At 35.4% G+C, this 19945-nt stretch carries 18 protein-coding genes and 1 tRNA gene; 1 reads left to right on the top strand and 18 read right to left on the bottom strand.

The genetic code is table 11. From position 1 onward, the window contains the following. Positions 1–21: 21 nt before the first annotated feature. Entirely contained in the window at positions 22–1077 is a 1056-nt protein-coding gene (locus M9189_RS05990) for a transposase (RefSeq protein WP_250723317.1), read from the bottom strand. Further along, positions 1070–1423, bottom strand: coding sequence for an ISAon1 family transposase N-terminal region protein (locus tag M9189_RS05985; protein ID WP_088656172.1), 354 nt, complete (start codon positions 1421–1423; stop codon positions 1070–1072). The genes M9189_RS05990 and M9189_RS05985 overlap by 8 nt, the downstream gene beginning before the upstream one ends. A gap of 262 nt (positions 1424–1685) precedes the next feature. On the opposite strand from M9189_RS05985, the gene M9189_RS05980 reads away from it, so the two are divergent. Continuing rightward, a complete protein-coding gene (locus M9189_RS05980) occupies positions 1686–2849 on the top strand; it encodes an IS4 family transposase (protein ID WP_250723552.1) in 1164 nt (387 codons plus the stop codon). Here the strand turns inward: M9189_RS05980 and M9189_RS05975 are convergent. From M9189_RS05975 to ltrA, 16 genes are all read right to left on the bottom strand, one after another. Beyond that, positions 2846–4864 carry a hypothetical protein gene (locus tag M9189_RS05975; RefSeq protein WP_250725388.1) on the bottom strand — a complete coding sequence of 673 codons (2019 nt, stop codon included), beginning with the start codon at positions 4862–4864 and terminating at the stop codon, positions 2846–2848. The genes M9189_RS05980 and M9189_RS05975 overlap by 4 nt on opposite strands. Before the next feature lie 47 nt (positions 4865–4911). Next, positions 4912–6270, bottom strand: coding sequence for an IS110 family RNA-guided transposase (locus M9189_RS05970; RefSeq protein WP_250725386.1), 1359 nt, complete (start codon positions 6268–6270; stop codon positions 4912–4914). A 373-nt stretch (positions 6271–6643) separates the two neighbouring features. Next, a complete protein-coding gene (locus tag M9189_RS05965; RefSeq protein WP_250722714.1) occupies positions 6644–7807 on the bottom strand; it encodes a hypothetical protein in 1164 nt (387 codons plus the stop codon). Between the two features lie 257 nt (positions 7808–8064). Continuing rightward, positions 8065–8739, bottom strand: coding sequence for a hypothetical protein (locus tag M9189_RS05960; RefSeq protein WP_250725384.1), 675 nt, complete (start codon positions 8737–8739; stop codon positions 8065–8067). Between the two features lie 222 nt (positions 8740–8961). Continuing rightward, entirely contained in the window at positions 8962–10128 is a 1167-nt protein-coding gene (locus M9189_RS05955; protein WP_250722686.1) for a M28 family metallopeptidase, read from the bottom strand. Between the two features lie 162 nt (positions 10129–10290). Next, entirely contained in the window at positions 10291–10785 is a 495-nt protein-coding gene (locus M9189_RS05950; protein WP_250725382.1) for a hypothetical protein, read from the bottom strand. A 227-nt stretch (positions 10786–11012) separates the two neighbouring features. Beyond that, positions 11013–11465 (bottom strand): hypothetical protein, encoded by a 453-nt coding sequence (locus tag M9189_RS05945; protein WP_250722721.1) that lies wholly within the window; start codon positions 11463–11465, stop codon positions 11013–11015. Positions 11466–11494: 29 nt separating this feature from the next. Continuing rightward, complete coding sequence (locus M9189_RS05940; RefSeq protein WP_250722720.1) at positions 11495–11959, bottom strand: hypothetical protein; 465 nt, start codon at positions 11957–11959, stop codon at positions 11495–11497. Positions 11960–12148: 189 nt separating this feature from the next. Next, positions 12149–13666, bottom strand: coding sequence for a thioredoxin-like domain-containing protein (locus tag M9189_RS05935; RefSeq protein ID WP_250722719.1), 1518 nt, complete (start codon positions 13664–13666; stop codon positions 12149–12151). A gap of 180 nt (positions 13667–13846) precedes the next feature. Continuing rightward, complete coding sequence (locus tag M9189_RS05930) at positions 13847–14500, bottom strand: hypothetical protein (RefSeq protein ID WP_250725380.1); 654 nt, start codon at positions 14498–14500, stop codon at positions 13847–13849. A gap of 200 nt (positions 14501–14700) precedes the next feature. Further along, positions 14701–15066: a hypothetical protein gene (locus M9189_RS05925; RefSeq protein WP_062129131.1), complete on the bottom strand. Its 366-nt coding sequence runs from the start codon at positions 15064–15066 to the stop codon at positions 14701–14703. A gap of 2 nt (positions 15067–15068) precedes the next feature. After that, positions 15069–15443, bottom strand: coding sequence for a hypothetical protein (locus M9189_RS05920; RefSeq protein ID WP_182206946.1), 375 nt, complete (start codon positions 15441–15443; stop codon positions 15069–15071). 172 nt (positions 15444–15615) lie between these two features. Continuing rightward, positions 15616–16314, bottom strand: a complete 699-nt coding sequence (locus M9189_RS05915) for a hypothetical protein (protein WP_250725378.1) — start codon at positions 16312–16314, stop codon at positions 15616–15618. A gap of 287 nt (positions 16315–16601) precedes the next feature. Beyond that, positions 16602–16678 (bottom strand) — tRNA-Pro (locus M9189_RS05910). Positions 16679–16811: 133 nt separating this feature from the next. After that, positions 16812–17888, bottom strand: coding sequence for a chorismate synthase (gene aroC, locus M9189_RS05905; RefSeq protein WP_250725376.1), 1077 nt, complete (start codon positions 17886–17888; stop codon positions 16812–16814). 144 nt (positions 17889–18032) lie between these two features. Beyond that, the gene (gene ltrA / locus M9189_RS05900; protein WP_250722802.1) at positions 18033–19445 is read right to left on the bottom strand and encodes a group II intron reverse transcriptase/maturase; all 1413 of its coding nucleotides are present in this window, start codon (positions 19443–19445) and stop codon (positions 18033–18035) included. Positions 19446–19945 lie beyond the last annotated feature (500 nt).

The following is a 19945-nucleotide window of genomic DNA, read 5'->3' as shown; positions in this document are numbered from 1 at the left end:
CCGCAAAAACATGTGTTTAGCTCATGCATAAATTAGAGTTAACCTGTAGAGAAAGAAGTTAACATCAATGACTCCTCTAAGTTGGGTCCTAAAGTGTTTGATTTTCGCATTAAGGGATTCTGCTGATGCATTGGTTGACCGGTTAACAAAGTAGTTCAAGATCTCCTTTTCTCTTTGATAGATTGTTGCTGAAACCGTATTGAATGCGTCATTTTCAAAATCAGTCACTTTGTTATACCACTTCTTTAGTGCCTCTGCCGCCGACTCCTTTGTTGCCATCTTGTTGGAAAAGATCATGCGTAAGGAGTGTGTCAGGCTATAGGCGGTTCTCAGTTTTGGAAAGTACTTAAATAGAAGCTCAGCTCTTAGCTTTTGAGTCTCGGTCCAGTTGTCGGCAGAGGTCATAAGAAGGTATCTGCTGCGTGTAACCAATTCACATAAGGTGTCTCCATTTTCAAGGTATTCGGGTTTATAGGCTTCATTCTTGCGATTAGGTTTCCTGCCACGGTTACTAACCTTATTTTTCTTTCTGCTGACCATTCTCCGATGCAACTTCATTTTGTGCTGCTCTCGATTCTCAATTTCCATTTTGCGCGCCTCACGCTTTATTTGCAGCCTGGTCTCCTGCATAGCCTCATTACATAACTGCTGAACATGAAAGCGATCCAGCGTTATTATGGCATCCGGAAAGCACTTTTCTACAATGGCATGCATGCTGTCAGAAAAGTCCATTGTGACCTCTTTAACCAGCAGGCGCGTTTCAAACGGGAGTGTCTTTACTACTTTAACAACATCGTTTATCTTCGTTCCTTTAACAATAGCAACGATGGTGCCTTTGCGCCCGCGAGCACTCTTGTTTGATATTATCGTGTAGAGCTCTCCTCTGGAAAGTGATGTTTCATCGATACTGAGAGAGGCTCCCATATTCTCAGGAAATAGAAGCCATGATTGCGCATGTTCAGCATCAGACCACTCAGAAAAACCACTTAAATGCTCTTTGTAGGCCCGCTCAAATTGGTCGCCCTGTATAGGATAATAACGCTCAAGAGATCGCCCTGTTATGGGGTGTTTATCCAACAAATTCTTTTAAAAAAGCCGCAAACTCATTGGAGTAGCGGGTGCCCTTACATATCAGGCTCCAATCTCGTGAAACGCTCTGGCCTCGAGCATCAAGCCATCGCCGTCGGCGTAAGTGAAGCACTGCCTGCCTGTCTCGTATAGGAAAATCTCCCATTAAGGATTCAGGATAAAAACCATTTGGCTTAAGCACATCAACATGGTCCGGAGGGATGTTTAGTTCTTCCAGATAGAGGTGAAGACGTTTGTCCTGCTCAACCTTTTCCTCTTCGACTTTCACTAAACTGAACGATTTGCTGATCTCCTCTGGGAGCATCAGCTTGGCTAATTCAATGTAAGCATTCATAGTGGTCTTGTTCGTTGGTACTAAAGCTACAACGCCAAGGTTGAAAAGACAATACAATAATGCTTGATACAGAGTTTAATTCCACAGGTTTTTACTGGTGATCCTAAATTCTTCTTGATATTTTTTTAATATATGCCACCATTACTGTCCCATTAAAATCTAAAAAAGTTCTTTGAAATATTTGAAATTTAGTTAATTACAGAGGTTTTTAGAGCGAACGGACTTGAATTTTTAGTTTTGCATCAGATAAATCTGAATGCATATGTATCAAGACAAATACGTTTTCGCTCAACTGGTCTCGTTTCTAAATCGAAGCAAATTCAATCGTATTGTTGCCAAATACAATGGAGACAAATACGTGAAGCATTTCACTTGTTGGAATCAATTGCTTTCTTTGATGTTCGGGCAATTGTCAAATCGTGAAAGTCTTAGAGATTTGATTGTCGCACTTGATGCTCATCACTCCAAATCTTATCATCTGGGCTTGGGCAAGAATATATCAAAATCATCTCTGGCCAGAGCCAATCAAGACAGAGACTATCACATCTTTGAAGAGTATGCTTACTATCTGGTAAACGAAGCCAGACAGAAACGAGTTGCTGACATCTTCAAAATTGAAGGCAATGTCTATGCTTTTGATTCAACGACGATTGACTTGTGCCTTTCCGTATTCTGGTGGGCGAAGTTTCGTAAGAAAAAAGGCGGAATCAAAGTGCATACATTATATGATGTGGAGACACAGATACCAGCATTTTTCCATATCACGGAAGCTTCTGTTCACGACTCTACTGCAATGAAAGAAATCCCTTATGAATCAGGCTCATATTACATATTTGACCGTGCATATAATCACTTCAAAATGTTGTTTAAGATTCATCAGATAGGAGCTTTCTATGTTTTAAGAGCCAAAAAGAATCTACAATGCAAGATGATAAAATGGAAACGAAGATTGCCCAAGAACGTACTTTCAGACGTAACAATTGAATTGACAGGTTTTTATCCTAAACAATACTATCCAGAACATCTTAGATTGGTCAGATATTGGGATGAAGAACAAAAGCGTGAGCTTGTATTCTTAACCAATGCGATGCACATTTCTGCACTTCAAGTTGCTGACCTTTACAAGAACCGCTGGCAAGTCGAGCTTTTCTTCAAGTGGCTAAAGCAACATCTAAAAGTCAAGAAATTCTGGGGAACTACTGAAAATGCTGTTCGAATTCAAATCTACGCCGCGATGTGCACTTATTGCTTGGTGGCAATCGTCCAAAAAGACATGCAACTTGACAGAAGTACATATGAGGTTTTGCAGATACTGAGTATTTCTTTAACAGATAAAACTCATCTTCGAGACCTATTTGAGAGAACTAAATTTCAAAATGATAAAGAACGTTTTAGGCTTAGTGAGCCAAATTTGTTTAATTTTTAATACCGTCCCAATTTTAATGGGACACTAGTGATATGCCACATTTGATTTTTTTGACTTTCCAAATCTCTTAAAAAATCTATATCAGTTATTTTGGATTTCATAAATTCTTCTGCTTTTAATCTAATTGCAATTGATAAAACAATTTTATTTTCCAGATTAATACCTTCTTCTGCATTTAAACACTGTTCCGCAGTTTCATAAATTAAATCAATAACTTTATTTTCAAGATTATCTGATGGGAATTGAATATTTTGAATATATTTTTCAAAAATATCTTTTACGTTAGATAATGTTATATCATTTGTATTTCCTTTGAAATGTAAAATTGATGTTAGAAGCAAATAATCTTCATTTTCTTCCGACTGGGTATATTCAATAATATTTCTTACAAAAGGAATTGATGCAATTAGTTTTTTGTTGTCATTTAAATGATTTTTCCAGTCCCTAATAAAAGGATTTTTTAAGTAACTTATTTGCTCTAAATGAATGCCGTTATTATTCTTTAATGCTATTAGACATTGATTGTATGGAACAATAGCACGGCTTTGAATAGTTCTATAAAAATCAAAATTATGAGAAAGAATAATCATAAAAAATTTTTCAATATCTGACATATATTTCAGATATTCAATTATGGCATATTTATTTTTATAATCAAAACTATCGGCAATGTCATCAATGATAAACAATGTAAAACCGTCTTCTTTTTTTCTTGCTTCAACTTCAAAAATTACATTTAAAATATATAATGCTCTTTTTTCGCCAGTGCTTAATACTCGTAATAAATCGTTTCTATCATTAAAAATTTTTTCATCTTCTCCGTCTTTAAAAACAAACTCCACACTTGGAATATCACCTTTTAAAATAACATCATCTTTATTTTTAATTTTTAAATAAAAAGGTAAATGTGAAAAACGAGTATTAAATATTCTAATCACTTCTTCCCATTCTGTCTTTTCTTGAATAGCTTTTTCAACAAGTTCTTTGATTTTTGTTTGACCGGCTTTATACTTTGAGATTAATTCAATTGTTAAATCCTTTTGATTTACAAAATAGGAAAGCCATATTTTTTGTTTGAATGAATTTAAATCAACCAATTCTGGAAGTATATCACGATTATCTAATAAATAATCACGAAAATTCCTTAATTCATTATTTGTAAGTTTACTATTAATTTCATTAAACTTATCTTGTAATTCATCATTTTCTAAAACTTTCTTTTTTTCTTCTTCAAAAATGCTCTTTAAATCATCTTCATTATTGTATTCAGTTTTATTTTGCCCATCAAATAAATTAACTGAATGACCAACTTTAAAGAAATTATTTGACGCTAGTTGTTTTTGCACATTTTCAGCGTGATAATAATTGAATTCTCTTTTTAAATAAGGGGAATTATTAATAAGTTCATTGTATTTTTCTATGTAATCCTTAATTGATTTTTTGAAATCTTTCGTTTCAAGAAATCTTATAACTTTATCATTAAAAATAATTTGATACTGTATATCGTGGAATGGCAGCACTTCGGTGTTTTTAATAAAATCTTCATTGTTTAATAAAAAATCAAAAAAAGATTCGCCAAAAATTCTCAAAACTTCATTTTCAATGTTATCCTTTCTTCCAGTCAAACCAGATAATTGTTTCAGTTTTTTTATTAATTCATTTTTTGATTTATCTATTTCTTTATGAATTTCTTCATATTCCTTTTTTAATTCTTTATTAGCTAGAAGAGTTGATATTTTTTCTGACTGATAGTTTTCAACATAAGGCTCAATTATGAATACATTTTCGGAATCGATATCTACATCAGCAGTAATAGTTCTTTTTGTTTCACGGGAAGGGAATGCTAAATCTTTTGATGGTTCATTTTTAGAAAAATCTCTAAAAACATTTGAAAAAGATGTTTTCATTACACCATTTGGTGCATATATGGCAAATGTTCTATTTTGAAAAATAAATTCGTGTTTTAATTTTTTAATGCCATAACAATATTCAAATTCAATTTTTAATTTTCTCATATTTCTTCCTTTTAATTCTGACTAACGTAAAATTTTGTCATTGAAAATCAGGTAATTGAAAATCCAAGATCTTCAGGGTTTAGTCCAAATTTATCTATTTGTTTTTTGATTCTTTTGGTTAATCCGAGCTTTCTTTTTTGGTCAAGAAAGAGATACCCTTCAGGGTTGATGTATTGGGTGTTATTGACCACCATATTCCAAATAATGACTGCTAGTTTCCGGGCAGTAGCACTGATGGCAGAAGTTCTGCCTTTTCTGAAGTTAACCCGATGAAAGAAATCCCTCAATGGGGTAGAGTCCTTCAGATTACCAATGGCATTTGCTGCATTTCTCAATGCTATTTTCAATCGATTGCTGCCTTTTGGCACTTTGCTTGAGAGCACCTTTCCGCCGCTAATCTTGTTGTTTGGAGCCAATCTAAGCCAGCTGGCAAAATGTTTGGCTGAAGGGAATCGTTTAATACCTTCCAGTCCAACTTCACTGATAAGAGCTAAAACAGTGCCATAACTCATTCCTTCTATAGCAAGCAGATCGATTCCTTCAAGGAGTTGATATGCCTTCAGGTTTAAATCGATATTTTTAGGCGTGTTTTTGTTGATGCGCTTATATGATTTAGGATCTATACAGTGCTGCTTCTTATTGTCATCATTTTCTATGATTTGATTCAGGAGCTGTTCAATTTCGATGTCGCATTGGGAGATCTTTAATTGTAGATGGTCGTATGTCTCAAGCTCTTGTTTAAGGGCAAACAGGTAATCTTGTCGTCCATTGGATTGAAGAGCTCGGGCGATTTCATCTTCAGAACGTCTGCAGTTGAAATGTCGAAGCTCTGCCAGTTTGCGGGGATTTGTTTCACCTTGGCAAATGCTTCGGATGATTTTTAGACCAGTAAGTCCGCAAATATCTTTTACAACAACATCTAATCTTAAATTTAGAAGCCGAAGGTACTTTTGCATTTTCTTTGAGGTTGATGCTACCATGTGAAGTAAATTCGCCCTGTGTCTACAATAGGTACGAAGTTGCTCGGTTTGAACATCTGGTAAAAAACTGCTGCTCAATAAACCCAAGGAATGAAGTCTTTGAATCCATTGACAATCTTTGATGTCGGTCTTTTTTCCTTTGATGTTTTTAGTAAATTTTCCATTGCAGAGGATTACTTCAAATCCCTGGGCCATGAGCACTGCATAAAGGTTTTGCCAGTATGTGCCTGTACTCTCCATGGCAATTGTCCGGATTTGGTTTTCAGTTAACCATTGGGCTAAATCATAAAGATCTTCATTAAAAACTCCAAATTCTCGAACATCTTTATCTTCCTGACCAATGGCAACCCAATGTGACCGACTCCCAATATCAATACCAGCAGCCTTTGGGTTGATGATTTTCATCGAAATAGAATCATTCTCCATAAAACTTTTTTTTAGGTGTGGTCTCTATGGAGATGTGCTTTAGGCAGAGTAAATATTCTGAACGGGGTTCCCAAAAAAATAGGACCGCCACTGTAGTCATCGCAAACATCTCAACCAGAATTGCGCTCGTACTTAAAAGTAACATTTTAAAAATCGGCCTTGCATAGAGGCTTCAAAAATACACAGTTCTATCGAAATTTTACCCCGTTAGCTTAAGTAGTCAATGTCTTTGGAATAGGGGGAATTGCGGCTAACGTTTTACAATATGGCAAGTTGGGGATTTTGGAACGCGTCTTTATCCACCGTTGATGAAGCCGATTTGTAAACAAAAAGTTGACGTAACCTACTCAGCCCCAATTTGCTATATTGTGTGTTAGCGGCTGTGGTTCTCATTCCAATCTAGTTTTATTAATCTTTCACCATCAATTATAATAACTGATATTTCTTTATCTCTTGCTGTACCATAATGGTCTAAATTCATTAAAGTGTAGTTTTCATACTTATTTGTCACTGGGTCATGAGTATAAATCTCATTATCAAAAAGAGGATTTACAATCTGAATGTCATTTCCAACAATCTCTGCAAGAAAAGTCATTTCATTTAAATGAACCATATATAATTGTCTATCCTTGTAACTGAAAGTAGAAAATAATTGAATTCCCCAATAATCGAGTATTGTTTCATACGCCTTTGATGAATCTGTATATCCTAAGGCTTGTCCATTCTTTGTCTTATTAATCTCCGCTTGTTTTGCTTGAGTTAATTTACGAGGGTCTTTTACCTCCTTTATCTCTGTAGAACCAGTCATATGCCCTAAATGTGCTAGAACTAAATAACTATCTCCTTTTTTTAGAACAGAATTAGCACAAGTAGATTCAGTAAAATAAGTTTCTCCGTTATTTTTATCAAAGAAGTAAACAGTTCCTCCCCATTCTCCATGGCAATCACCAAACACAACAAAATCACTATCCTCAAATAGTTTTGGCTGACTCTTCAGTGGAAAGTCTGTTTTATTACTAATCCAATCAGTACCATTCCAGATGAAAATTGAATTTCCAGATATTGCTCCTAGCTTATCATTTATAATCCAGTGATATTTGAATTTACGAGTATTTAGTTTTGTCTCAAAATCCAAGTCTCTTTCAAAGTTGGATAATCTATGACAAACAAATTTTCCATTACGGAATAATGACAGTAATCTGTTATCATATATTACAGAATATGAAACTGGGTAATTAACATAATTGTTATCATAATCGCCGAAATCATCTGTAAAATATGGATTTTTAATTACTGAATGAAAAGTTTTAAATGCAATCGGATTTTCACTAATCGAAACATTAAAGTCTTTTGTCTGATATAAAAATGTTGTATCAATCGAGTCTTTAAGTTCTCCTGAAAAAATGTTCCAACCTTTAGTTTCTTTAAAACGACAAGTTATCTTATCAAATGATACTGAATCTGTTTGGGAATCAACTTGTCCAAACACTGAACAGTTTATCAAAATCGAAAATGCTATGTATAAATATTTTCTCATATGTTCCTGGTTATATGCAGTGCGCCCATTGCCGCTAACGTTGGCGGTATGGTTAGTTGCCGATTTCGAAGCACTTTCCTATCAAGTTACAACTACTTTTGATACGAGCTGTGCCGCTCGAATACGCACTACACCGGCAATTAACTATACCGCGTGTTACCGCCTGGTGTTCATTGTTTTCAGTCATTTTTATTTCAATTTTCTACAACGGTGATTATTTAATATTTCTTACTTCTATTTTTTTTGCAAATGTCGTATTATTGTTTTGAGCACATTTTTACCATAAAAATTGGAACAAGGGCAAATGCAAAAATTGAAATTGCCATTAATATAATTGCCATCGATGGCTCAATCAAAAGAAATGGCACATTGGCTATGAATAATAAGATACTCGCGATTATTGTATAGGATAAGAGTCGATTTGTTTTATAAAAGATTATGGCGTAAATAAGGAAACCTGTGTATGCCAATGAAAAACCCGCCACATCAAAAGCTAAATACTTTATTGTTTCTAATTGTCTTATATAAAGCAAAGTTTCAACTGGAATGCTATCTATGTTTACAGGCAAAAGTACTGATGAGATTAATGGTAGGTTATTTACAATTTCAAGGATTAACGAAACAGCAAGAAAACAGCAAGAAATTATAATCGCATATGGATTTGTTTTGTATTTTATTATACTAAACTGTATAACTATAGGCAAAAAAGCAAAGGCGTACAATAAAATGAAAACAGCTAATAGATTACCAAATCCAAATCTATTAAATGAAGCTGTATCTATAGTTTTAGGGACAAATTCATTAGGACTAATCTCTGGCATTTTCAGAATGTAGGATAATCCATAGCCAGCAATTCCAATGAATGAAACAATTCCAAACAACCAGAATATGGAGTTAAACGATTTATTAAAGGTACTTTGTGAGTTTATCATAATTCAATTATTATTTTTTTGTTCTATCACAATGGTTTACTTTCTATTTTGATTCTGTCGATGGTCTTTTTACACTTGGCGGTAACGTTACGCATATGCCTAGTGGCGGATTGCGGACGATTCAACTGTCAAACCGTGGTGAAGTTTGAGCGGGCGAAAAGCCTTGCAAAGTGCAATAAAACCGCCATTAGGTATATGCGATGTTATGCTGCGTTTTTTATTTTAATCGTTATAATCTTTAATCAATTCCGTCAAAAAATCTGATGTTTTTTTCAAAATATCAAAATCAACATTACCAATTGTATCATTGGATGTATGTGTCAAGTCCAATACTGTTTCAAATAAATTTGATGAAGTTACTGCAATACAAGGAACTCCTTGAAATGCAAACATTGCATGGTCACCAGCATACCATTGTGAACCTTCTTCAATGTAATCATTTTTAGAAATCTTTGTATCTAACCAAGTTTGCTTACAATCAATAAAATTATAAGTTGACAATGCAGTTTTAGATGCTACATGTCCAGGCGAATCAATATTTATGACAAGTTTTATTTCAGACTTCTCGTTCCCGTTATGCTTTAAATATTCTAATTGCCCAATAACCCCATAATATTCTTCACCATTGAATGGAACAAAATCTATATCATATGCCCCATTATAATCCTTTAAATTGTCTAATATCTGAAATAAAACTTCAATTCCAGCAGCATTATCTATTGCACCTATTGTTCCATATTTAGAGTCCATGTGTGCACAAACAACAATTTTACCTTTCCCATTACTTTTTTTGGAAGCAATAATCTGTCGACCAACAGAATTTTCCGTTTTAGAAGCTATTTTCAATTTGGTTAATCCTTTTCTTCCAGTGATTTTCTCACCTGTTGTTTTATTTGCAAATGCTGATGGAATTAAAAAGTTCCCGTCCTCGAACAATGGGAATGGATTTAGTCCGCACATTGGATGCTTGCCTGTAATAGCAATAATTGCTTTAGGTTGCTTATCTTCCAATAAATCAATTATTGTTTTATGCTCATCGGGATAGTAGAATGGAAAGTTCTTGGGTTGCAACGGTTGCTGGGTTAAATCACCATTAAGTAATACAATTTTATCTGTGATATTTTTATTTTGTAATTCTTCCAGTGTTGAGACTATCTCTAAATCACCAGTTTTTTCAAAGGGCTGAGAAAAAGGGCTGGGGAATAGTTCGTATTGATTGCCATCCAAATCAATATATGAAAAATCTTTAGTCCAACGTTTACAGTCAAATTGTAAAGTAATCGTTTTATATCCAGCTTGAATTGCTTTACTGAGTAAAAAATCGCAAACTTTTTCATTTGAGTCAGTCCCTACAGGTCGTTCTTTTAAAATTTCATCGATAATTGTCATATGTGTTGTTTTTAAAATGCAGCATAACGGTTGATGGTATGGTGTCGTGCGGGATTACGAGGCAATTTCCTATCAGTTTACTCCGACTTTTTTTACGAGCCACAAACCCTCGCAAACCGCTGAAACCCGCATGCACTATACCATTTGTTGTGCGTTCGTACATTATTTTATTTCATATTTCATCAAATCAATCAAATTATCAGGTAAATAATCAATACCCTTAAATTCTTTGATAATTATGGATTTAATATTTTCTTTAATATTCTTGTCTACATATGTTATTGACATCTGCCAAGCACCACCTATACTCCTGCAATTGTCCTCAATTAATATATCTGGCTTGAGCGATTCTACAATATCTTTATACTTATCTGAACCAGTCCTATAATATAAATAAGCACCAACAAATTTATATCTTATCAATAAATCTTTTATGGTTTGTGCTGAAGTTTCACTTTTTCTCGAAGTAAGGTAAATGATTTGAGCTCCTTGTCTATTCCATTTTTTAATCTTATCAATGCAATTTTTGATTGGCACGTATTTTTTCACATTAAAAAAGTCAATAAAACGTTTTGGCCCAAAGATAGTACCTTCAGTGAAAATCATAATAAGAGGACTTCCATCAACAGCATATTTGTTTAGCTCAAATCTTTCCATTTGTGGTTTTCTCTGTATGACGCACAACGAGCACATGTATGAAATGTTTGGGGTTTGCGGGCTTCGCAACTGTCTGCCGTTACAAAAGCTAATACGGGGCAGAATGCTTCAAGTAACCACTAAACCCCCAAATATTTTATACATGATGTTGCCGCCTGGTTGGTATTTTTTTCCAAAATCTAAAGTGTTAGGTAATTGTTTTATAGGGTCTACTTTTATAACCAGATTCAAGCAAGGTTCATTTCAAGAGATTCAAAATACTCTCTTATAAGACTGCGTTTTGGTAAAAATGTATAATTCAAGTTGATTGTCTTTGTTTCATCCGTTTTTAATAAGATATTTATCTCATTATCAATAATTTTCAGAGCTTTGATTTCATCTATTCTGAATTTTTCTGGATGTTTGTTTTTTGGGAAGTGATATGATATCTCATAGTTATTCCACGAGATGAAATATCTTTTGAACTTTAAGTTGCTGTTCGAAAGGAAATACATTGCAATTCCTTGAATCATTAGAAACAAATTGTGCCATAAGCTAAGTTCAAATAGTTGCATATGCCACCTTGAAAACTTAAAAATCAGACCTATTGTCCCAATTGCAAAAAGTAATACTGACAATGCCCTAAAGAATTTTATTGAATTTTCATTTCTATCATATAGTTGGATATATGCCTCTTTCATACTTGTGGGTTAAAATATTCGAAATACATTTATTGAATATGAATTCCTTTTTCTGTTGCAAACGATTTTATTATCTCCTTAATTCCCTGAACCTGTCTGTAATTTTCCGTTGGTAAGTCCAGAATTATATTACTGTTGTCAACTTTAGTTATTTTGTATCGGGCAGATTTGTATTCTAGTTCCAATATTTCATTCCACGCGACAGTCTTTTCTTTCACAAAAGGATTTATTTTAATACGAATTTTTTCGGCATCAACCTGAATATATGCTTTTGCACCAAATATTTCCACTAAAGATATTCCTGCTCCTTCAATTACATGACCAATTCCAAGCGTGAGAAATATTGCAAAATAAAACCAGTCAAATATTTTTATCTCATCGTTTTCGCCAAGGTTTATAAAAATCCATGATATCGAAAAAACTATTGCAAGAATTCCAAAGATTATTCTGTATTTTGATTTTTCCTTGGTCAAAAGATTGATAGAGAATAGCATGTGATTCATTTTAATATTCTGTCAATAAGCGATTTGCTGTTTATCAACTTGGCGGTAACGGTTTGCAATATAACCAGTGGCGGATTGCGGGCGACATCCCTGTCAACCGTTACAAAACTTTGAGCGGAGCAGACGCTTTCAAGCTGCCACTGCGCCCGACATTGGTTATATTGCGTGTTATGCCCAGTTTTATTCCATTAATAGTTTGTCAATTTTTGTTTTTATTAAACTTTCACTTGGTCGCAGGTGAATTCCTTTTTCTATCACATTGCCTTTAGTGTCTAATAATACGAACTGGGGTACTCCGTTCATTTCAAACAGTTGGTAAAGAAACCTACTTTGGTCTGGAGTCGCCAAATAGTGACTACCTGAAATATTTAGTTCACTAATGATTGCTTTCCATTTATCTTCTTCGGAGTCAATACACAGATACACAAAAGCAACCTTGTCATTGTTCAACGTTTGCATTAGCTGTTTAGAAAAAGGCATTTCTCTTCGACAAGGACTGCACCATGTTGCCCAAATATCTAAGTATATTATTTTCCCTTTATGGTCATCCAGAATTTTGGTAATAAGTTCGTTTGCGGGTGTATTTTTTGTCAATTTCAATAATGTATTTTCTCTTGGTTGCGCATTCTCAAAATGTTTTTTTGTCTCTATATACTTGTTAATAAGAGGTTCTCTCAAAAAAGGCTGAGTTACTGTTTTTTCAAACAAAGCATAGTGTTTTTCAAAATCTTTTATTTCGCGCCTATCAAGCGTATAATAAAGCTGCCTCGCAATCAGCATTTCTCTTAACAAGGAATCACTCGTGTATTTTAAAATTATTTTGATTATTGCATCGTTTGCATTTCCTTTGTATGTCCACCTTCCATCAGGTTTAAACAACTTTCCATCATCAATCATTAATGATGAAATTCTTCTTTGATAACGACCTATAAAAATAATTGATTTTGAGTTGCTCAGGTCACTAAGAGAAAGTTCAATATTCATAAAATCATAAAAAGATGACGGTACAATAGTGTATTCATCTAATTTATTAAAACCAGCATGGTCATATGGATAAAGGGCAAGCCAATTGTAATAATCAAAGTCAACTTCCTTTTTAATCCAGTTTTCTAGTTCTTTGGAGACACCTTGCCTAATAAATTCATTGGCAGCTTCTTTTTTTAAACTCCTAAGGCTATCAAGCAAGGCTGTAAATTTATCTGAATTATACTCCTTCTCATATTGACAATATTGTTCCCAAGGGATAAATATTTCTGAAATTAAAGCATAAAAAGCAATCAAACTTTCGTTGTCAGACCTGCTTCCTGCAAACTGAATGCTTTTTGCCAGTTCGTTTTTGTCAGATATCATATTTGCATCAAATACAATATGGATACTATCTGTGGGGTGAATTATGATAGGAAAGGCGTTATCTCCATATCTAACTAAAATGTCTTGTGGATAATACAACTTGAATTTAATTTGAAAATTGCCAAAACTATCGACTAAACTCACATAAGACAATTGTTCCCCAGAAAGTAATTCATTGACATAAACTGTTACGGTATTATATTCAGATGTTTGATTTAGAACTTTTCCGGTAATAAAAACCGGTTTAGAAGTCATTTGAACGGGCTTTAATTCAACTTCTGAACGACAAGAAATCAAAATAGAAAATGTTAATAGAATAAATACGAGTTTTTCAAGATTAGTTTTCATTATTTCAAAAGTTATTGATTAAGGGTTTGGTTCTTAAATTGGGCATAACGGTGGCGGTATGAAATGTTGCCGGTTGCGGGCGAATCTCCTATCAAATTACACAAAAGTTCGAGCGGGCTACAACCCTTGATAAACCTACTGTCCCGGCAATTTTTTATACCGCGTGTTAACGGCTGGGTTTTATTTAATCTCAAGGTAAATTATATAATAATGTTTTACATTAAATTTATCATACCAATCAAGTACATTTTCTTCTCCAAGCATACAGTATGATTTAAGTTCAGAACCTGTGTCAAATGGGGGAGTGTAAGCTAAAATAGGATATTCAGAATTAATAGGTACCCTTATCTTTGTATCAGAGCAGGAGTTTGCCATTCTTAAAGAATAATGACTTTTTCCTTTCAATTCTTTGTTAATACTCATTCCGGGGAAACTTATTTTCAATTTGAAGTTATTTTTAATCAACATGCCAGTAAAACTAATAGTCAAAGAATCAGTCGCCTTTCCAAACCCTGTTTTGTCAGTATAGTCTATCACATAAATCATAGTGTCTCCATTAACTACCATAGGAATCTCTTCTATCCTAGCTGAAATATCTAAATCCTCACTTGATATGATACGACCCTTCTTAAATTCCTTGATAATCAGATTGAATACTTTCCCTTGTAATGAGTTGTCTTTACAAAACACCTTTTGAATTTGGATATTTGCTATATCACAAATATTTCGAATGTCATTATTTTCAATCCATTTGTAATAAATAGTTGTGCTATCAGACTGGGAATAGGCTGTTAATGGTAAAAATAAAATCAAAATCAAGATAATTCTTCTCATGTTATAATAATTTAGGTTTGTAGTCTTCAGTCTTAACCTTGCCGTTAACGTGTGGCGATATGGTGCGTGGCTAATCGTCTTGGCATGTATTTTCTGGCCGTTAAGAATACTCTACGGTGAATGAAACTTGCAGTAAATATGAGATTTAGCCATGCACTATAACGCGTGTTGTGCCGACGTACTTTATTTTAATCTCCATTTTACAATTCCCTTTTATCAGTCTTTTTATTGCCATATATATCAACATTTTCTGATTTTGAATATTGTTTCCAATCTCTTAACAACTTATTAAATTCATCAGTATCACAATATTCAAATCTTTTAAGGGCATAATACATTCCTGTTATTGAAACATCATTAAATCTTGAGCGATGTCGTTTTTGGCAATTCGGACACCACATCATAGGGGGTTGAATGTTCAATTCTTTCCGAATCTGGCGTAATTTCTCATTCAAATCGGTAACTAAACTAAAATGCTGTTCAATGGAATAATTTGAATTCCACTTATTCTTAAGAATATCCTTTAATTCTGGAAACCAAGTAGTATGTGCTTGTCCTGCTGGCATAATTAGTCAAATTCCTTTTCAATATCTTTTTGTTCCATTTCTTCGTGGGTTACTCCATAAGGATATCCTCCGCTTGTATACCCAATAATCATTGCAAAATGCTCATCACTTTCAATTTCACAAAAGGCATTTAATTCATTCTCTCGCTTTTTCTTAAATGCAAGTCTTTGCTGTTTAAGTGATTCCATAGATTGACGCAACTGTCTTTCATATTCATCCGAAATTTTAAATCCTAGCAATCTTAATTCTTTAACTGCACAAATTTTGTCAACGGAGTACTTTTTTGAATATCCCTTAACAATATTATTCCCTGAATATGTTTTTATCCAATCCTTTGCAGATTGAAGTCTATATTTTCTATCAGGAGTTTTTTTCATTTATTTACATCATTGCAGGTCTTTTCTAGTATGCGGCACAACGTTTGACAATATGAAACGGTTGGGTTTTCGGGCTGCGTCTGTATCCACCGAGGAAAATGCTGGCGCGAGAACCAAACCCTTGCAAACCACTGAACCCCAACTGTTTTATATTGTGTGTTGTAAAGCGTTGTTATTCAATCTTTTTTATAAATTTCTCTCTTGTTATTTTTCCTTTATCTAATTTTTTACTTAATCTCTTTCGAATCAAACTTATAGTATCATTATTTAAGTTTCTCAATCTTATTATATTTCTGTTTTTTTCTAATACCTGATATTTTTTTGTTGATTCTCCAATTTTCCTTAACCAATCACTATTCCATTCAATATATATAGTATTAGTATATCCAAATTTATCCGTTATTGTTATTTCATCGTATCCAATATATGATACTATTATTTTGTCTGCTCGTTGTTCTCCTGTCAAAACAAGTTCTCCATCATAATTTGTCATTCCTTCATTTATAATGGAATCTTTACTATTATATATGACTACATTCGCCCCAATAAAGGTGTCTTTTGAATCCTTATCAACTATCCTAAAATTGTAATGAAACTTATCTTGTTTTGCAGAATCAACCCGAATAGAAACAATTGTCTCATTGTTTTTCAAATCGATAAAATTCAATGTCAAAGTATCATTTTCTATTGAATATGTTCCTTTTCCAAATTCTCCATAAACATCTCCATTTACATAATGTGTGAATCTATTAATTCCAAATGTATAGTCTAAATATGGTGGCATAATACTCATCCTATATTTTCCTAAAATCATATTAGAACAACTTGAAAATAAAAGAGTCAATATTGCTAATCCTATTATTTGTTTCATGTTAGTTCGTTGGTTTCTTTCAATGCTTTACAACACCAAAATAGGTGCAATTGCGTTTATGAGTATTATATGATTAGTAAAATCAGTTTATAAGTGCTTGATTTAACGATGATATAGACAAATTGTCTATATTTAGTTAGTGAACCAATCCAAACTCAAATCAAAAATAATATTATGAAATGTTAATGAAATTAACAATATAAATAACTGTCATTTAAATCTTATAAAATCACAAACGCCTGTAAATCATTAGATTTACAGGCGTTTGCTGTTATTTAAAGTCCTTTTGGTCGGGGTGAGAAGATTCGAACTTCCGACCCCTACGTCCCGAACGTAGTGCGCTACCGGGCTGCGCTACACCCCGAAAATTGACTGTGCAAATGTATAAAAACTATTTTTTGTTGCAAGGAAAAATCTTCAATTATTCCCTTCTGCAAGCCCCATATAAGAGAGCTGATAGTGCTCTTCCTCACCTACATACTATCCCACCATACCAACTATCTGTATGACTTATTAATCAGCACACAATCGGCCAATACCATCGCTGCCATAGCCTCTACAATGGGCACAGCTCTCGGTACTACACAGGGATCATGTCTGCCCCGAGCTTTCATTACGACTTCATTGCCCGACTTATCTACTGTATTCTGATCTTTTAGTATTGTTGCTACAGGCTTGAAGGCTACACTGAAATATATATCTTCGCCATTGGATATACCGCCCTGAATACCGCCTGAATTGTTGGTTCTGGATCTTACCTTGCCACCCTCAGTATAAAATTCGTCATTATGCTGTGAACCCAGCATCTCGGCTGCACCAAAGCCTGAACCATACTCAAAGCCCTTGACAGCATTGATGCTTAGCATTGCCTGGCCCAACCTTGCGTGAAGCTTGTCAAACACCGGATCTCCTAGCCCTACAGGTGCATTCTTTATTATACAGGTAACTATTCCTCCAACTGAATCATGGTTAACTCTGATTCCGTCAATATACTCAACCATCTTTTCAGCCAAAACAGGGTCAGGACACCTTACTATATTGCTTTCTGCAACACTGAGATCAAGCTCTCTGTAGTCCTTTTCAAGTTTCAACATACCCACCTGAGACACATAGGCCTGAATACTAACGCCATATTGCCTTAACATGAGCTTGGCAACGGCTCCGGCAACTACTCTGGCTATAGTCTCACGAGCAGAACTACGGCCCCCTCCCCTATGGTCACGCACACCATATTTAGCCTCATATGTATAGTCAGCATGTGAAGGCCTGAAGATATCCTTCAGATTGTCGTAATCACCTGAACGCTGGTCCTTGTTCCAAACAGCAAAAGCCAGAGGGGTCCCGGTTGCCACATGGTCCATGTGACCGGAGATAAATTCTACCTTGTCGCTTTCATCACGGGGCGTTGTAATCCTGGACTGACCCGGACGCCTTCTATCAAGTTCACCTTGAATAAAGTCCATATCCAGTACCAAACCGGGTGCTACCCCCTCAATGATACCGCCAATGCCCCTACCATGGGACTCACCAAATGAAGTCAGCTTGTATAGTGTTCCAAATGAATTTCCAGCCATTATCAATAGTTTATGTTGTAGTTTGTCAAAAATAGGGCATCATAGCGAGACTTCAAAATCATAAATCGAGTAGGAGAAACGGGATTAATTCCCGTTTCGTCCTCTCCCACCACCGTACGTACGGTTCTCGTATACGGCGGTTCCTTAATATTCAACTCTTACCGCTTTGTAATAATCCGATAAGAAAACGTATCCGGCCAAACGCAGCCGCTGGTCTGTGACAGTTCTGGATAGGATAAAGCTATTTGCTATATGCCAGTAGCCTTTCCTTGTGTTCGCCCACTCGTAAGCTTTGTATTTATTTATACCCAGCTTTATAAGATTGGCCACTTTGGTTTTGATCCGTTTCCATTGTTTCCAGATTACCATTCGTAGCCGTCGGCGGTACCACGCATCCGTTTTTATCAGTAGCTTTTGCATATCGGCCAGTTTGAAGTATTGCACCCAGCCCTTAATATATTGACTTAATGCTTCCTTCCTGCGCTCGTTGCCCCATCCGTTGCTTCTCGATGTTAGCCTTTTAATTTTAGCTTTCATCTTTTCCACACTTTTGGGGTGTATCCTCAGCCTTCCTTCACCTCTATAGCGATAGAAGGTATAGCCAAGAAATTTAACATCCTTTACGTGTGCCACTTGGCTTTTGTCCCGATTGACTGTCAAGAAAAGCTTTTCTTCTATAAATGAAACGATGCTTTTCATCGTCCGATGGGCGCTTCGCCGGCTCTTACAGAGTATGACCATATCGTCAGCATAGCGTACAAATTTATGACCTCTGCTTTCGAGTTCTCGGTCCAACTCGTTCAGTAGGATATTTCCCAGCAGAGGACTTAGTGGTCCTCCTTGCGGTACGCCCTCATGGGTTTCTTCATAGTGGTCTTCATCCATTACTCCAGCATTTAGGTACTTGTGGATAAGTGACACCACCCGCCCATCTTTAATGGTACGCGATAGTATCTCTATCAACTTGCTGTGATTAACGGTATCAAAGTACCGCTCCAGGTCTATATCCACTGCGTAAACATAACCCTGGGTAATGTAGTCCCGACACTTACGAAGGGCGCCATGAGCGTTCCGTTTAGGTCTAAATCCATAACTGTGAGATGAGAACTGAGGCTCGTAAATGGAGGTCAGTTTTTGCGCGATGCTTTGTTGGATCACTCTATCCACGACTGTGGGGATGCCCAACTGGCGCTGTTTTCCGTTTTCTTTGGGTATTAAAACCCGCCTTACCGGATTGGGGCGGTATTTCCCCTGTTGGATGGATTGTATTAGTCTATCCTTGTTATCTACAAGATAGTCCTTTAAAGACTCTACCTCCATCTTGTCTACTCCACCCGCTCCTTTATTGCGCTTTACTTGTTTGTAAGCGCTGTTCAGGTTTGAGGGGGACAGGATATGCTCTAATAATCCGTTTCCTAAACGATAATCATTGGTGGTGAGGTTGTTTTCAGTTATCCAAATGAAGGTCTGCCCTTCCACATATCCGTCGGATGCCGTCCTATCTTTCTGTGGACAGGTCTTTGATGATGCAAAGATTTTCTGCTTTCTTTCCTTCATGTTGGTAATCCTCATTTACTTCTCACTCAATCAAGGTTCTGCCCTTCCCACTTTGAGGAGTTTAGTGGTACTATGGCTTCTGCTGACTTCTCATGGCAAGCTTTACTCCGTGCTTCATACGCTGTTTCCACACGTCCATGAGACCTCCCGTGGTAAGATAAATAACCTTCATCCCATATCCCCGCCATATTTACACTCCGGTGTCCGCATAATCTTTAGACTTTGACTTGTTTTGCAGTCTCATCCCACCGGTTGTGCCTGATATGATTCGTGTTCCTCGGGGCAGGATTTTGCCGTAGACTTCCTTCAGATTCCACCTCGCGATGGATACCCTTGTCCTTAGCTAATGGTTGGCGATTATGGACCCCCATAGTGGACTTGCACCACCAAGTTATTTACCATGCACGGCACACAATAAAAAGAGGCTGTCTAAAAAGATTAGGCAGTCTCTTTTTTTGTTTGATTTTCTTCCTGAAAAAGTTGGTTATATAATTGATATA

It is taken from the genome of Xiashengella succiniciproducens, assembly GCF_023674465.1.
GTDB lineage: Bacteria > Bacteroidota > Bacteroidia > Bacteroidales > Marinilabiliaceae > Geofilum > Geofilum succiniciproducens.
The sequence above is the reverse complement of the archived record's forward strand: the minus strand, read 5'-3'. Positions and strand labels throughout refer to the sequence as shown.

Coding starts and splice junctions, on each gene's coding strand:
- M9189_RS05930 (WP_250725380.1), bottom strand. CDS start 14,500: ATGAGAAGAATTATCTTGATTTTGATTTTATTTTTACCATTAACAGCC.
- aroC (WP_250725376.1), bottom strand. CDS start 17,888: ATGGCTGGAAATTCATTTGGAACACTATACAAGCTGACTTCATTTGGT.
- M9189_RS05925 (WP_062129131.1), bottom strand. CDS start 15,066: ATGCCAGCAGGACAAGCACATACTACTTGGTTTCCAGAATTAAAGGAT.
- M9189_RS05935 (WP_250722719.1), bottom strand. CDS start 13,666: ATGAAAACTAATCTTGAAAAACTCGTATTTATTCTATTAACATTTTCT.
- M9189_RS05975 (WP_250725388.1), bottom strand. CDS start 4,864: ATGAGAAAATTAAAAATTGAATTTGAATATTGTTATGGCATTAAAAAA.
- M9189_RS05980 (WP_250723552.1), top strand. CDS start 1,686: ATGTATCAAGACAAATACGTTTTCGCTCAACTGGTCTCGTTTCTAAAT.
- M9189_RS05970 (WP_250725386.1), bottom strand. CDS start 6,270: ATGGAGAATGATTCTATTTCGATGAAAATCATCAACCCAAAGGCTGCT.
- M9189_RS05950 (WP_250725382.1), bottom strand. CDS start 10,785: ATGGAAAGATTTGAGCTAAACAAATATGCTGTTGATGGAAGTCCTCTT.
- M9189_RS05965 (WP_250722714.1), bottom strand. CDS start 7,807: ATGAGAAAATATTTATACATAGCATTTTCGATTTTGATAAACTGTTCA.
- M9189_RS05940 (WP_250722720.1), bottom strand. CDS start 11,959: ATGCTATTCTCTATCAATCTTTTGACCAAGGAAAAATCAAAATACAGA.
- ltrA (WP_250722802.1), bottom strand. CDS start 19,445: ATGAAGGAAAGAAAGCAGAAAATCTTTGCATCATCAAAGACCTGTCCA.
- M9189_RS05955 (WP_250722686.1), bottom strand. CDS start 10,128: ATGACAATTATCGATGAAATTTTAAAAGAACGACCTGTAGGGACTGAC.
- M9189_RS05915 (WP_250725378.1), bottom strand. CDS start 16,314: ATGAAACAAATAATAGGATTAGCAATATTGACTCTTTTATTTTCAAGT.
- M9189_RS05985 (WP_088656172.1), bottom strand. CDS start 1,423: ATGAATGCTTACATTGAATTAGCCAAGCTGATGCTCCCAGAGGAGATC.
- M9189_RS05960 (WP_250725384.1), bottom strand. CDS start 8,739: ATGATAAACTCACAAAGTACCTTTAATAAATCGTTTAACTCCATATTC.
- M9189_RS05920 (WP_182206946.1), bottom strand. CDS start 15,443: ATGAAAAAAACTCCTGATAGAAAATATAGACTTCAATCTGCAAAGGAT.
- M9189_RS05945 (WP_250722721.1), bottom strand. CDS start 11,465: ATGAAAGAGGCATATATCCAACTATATGATAGAAATGAAAATTCAATA.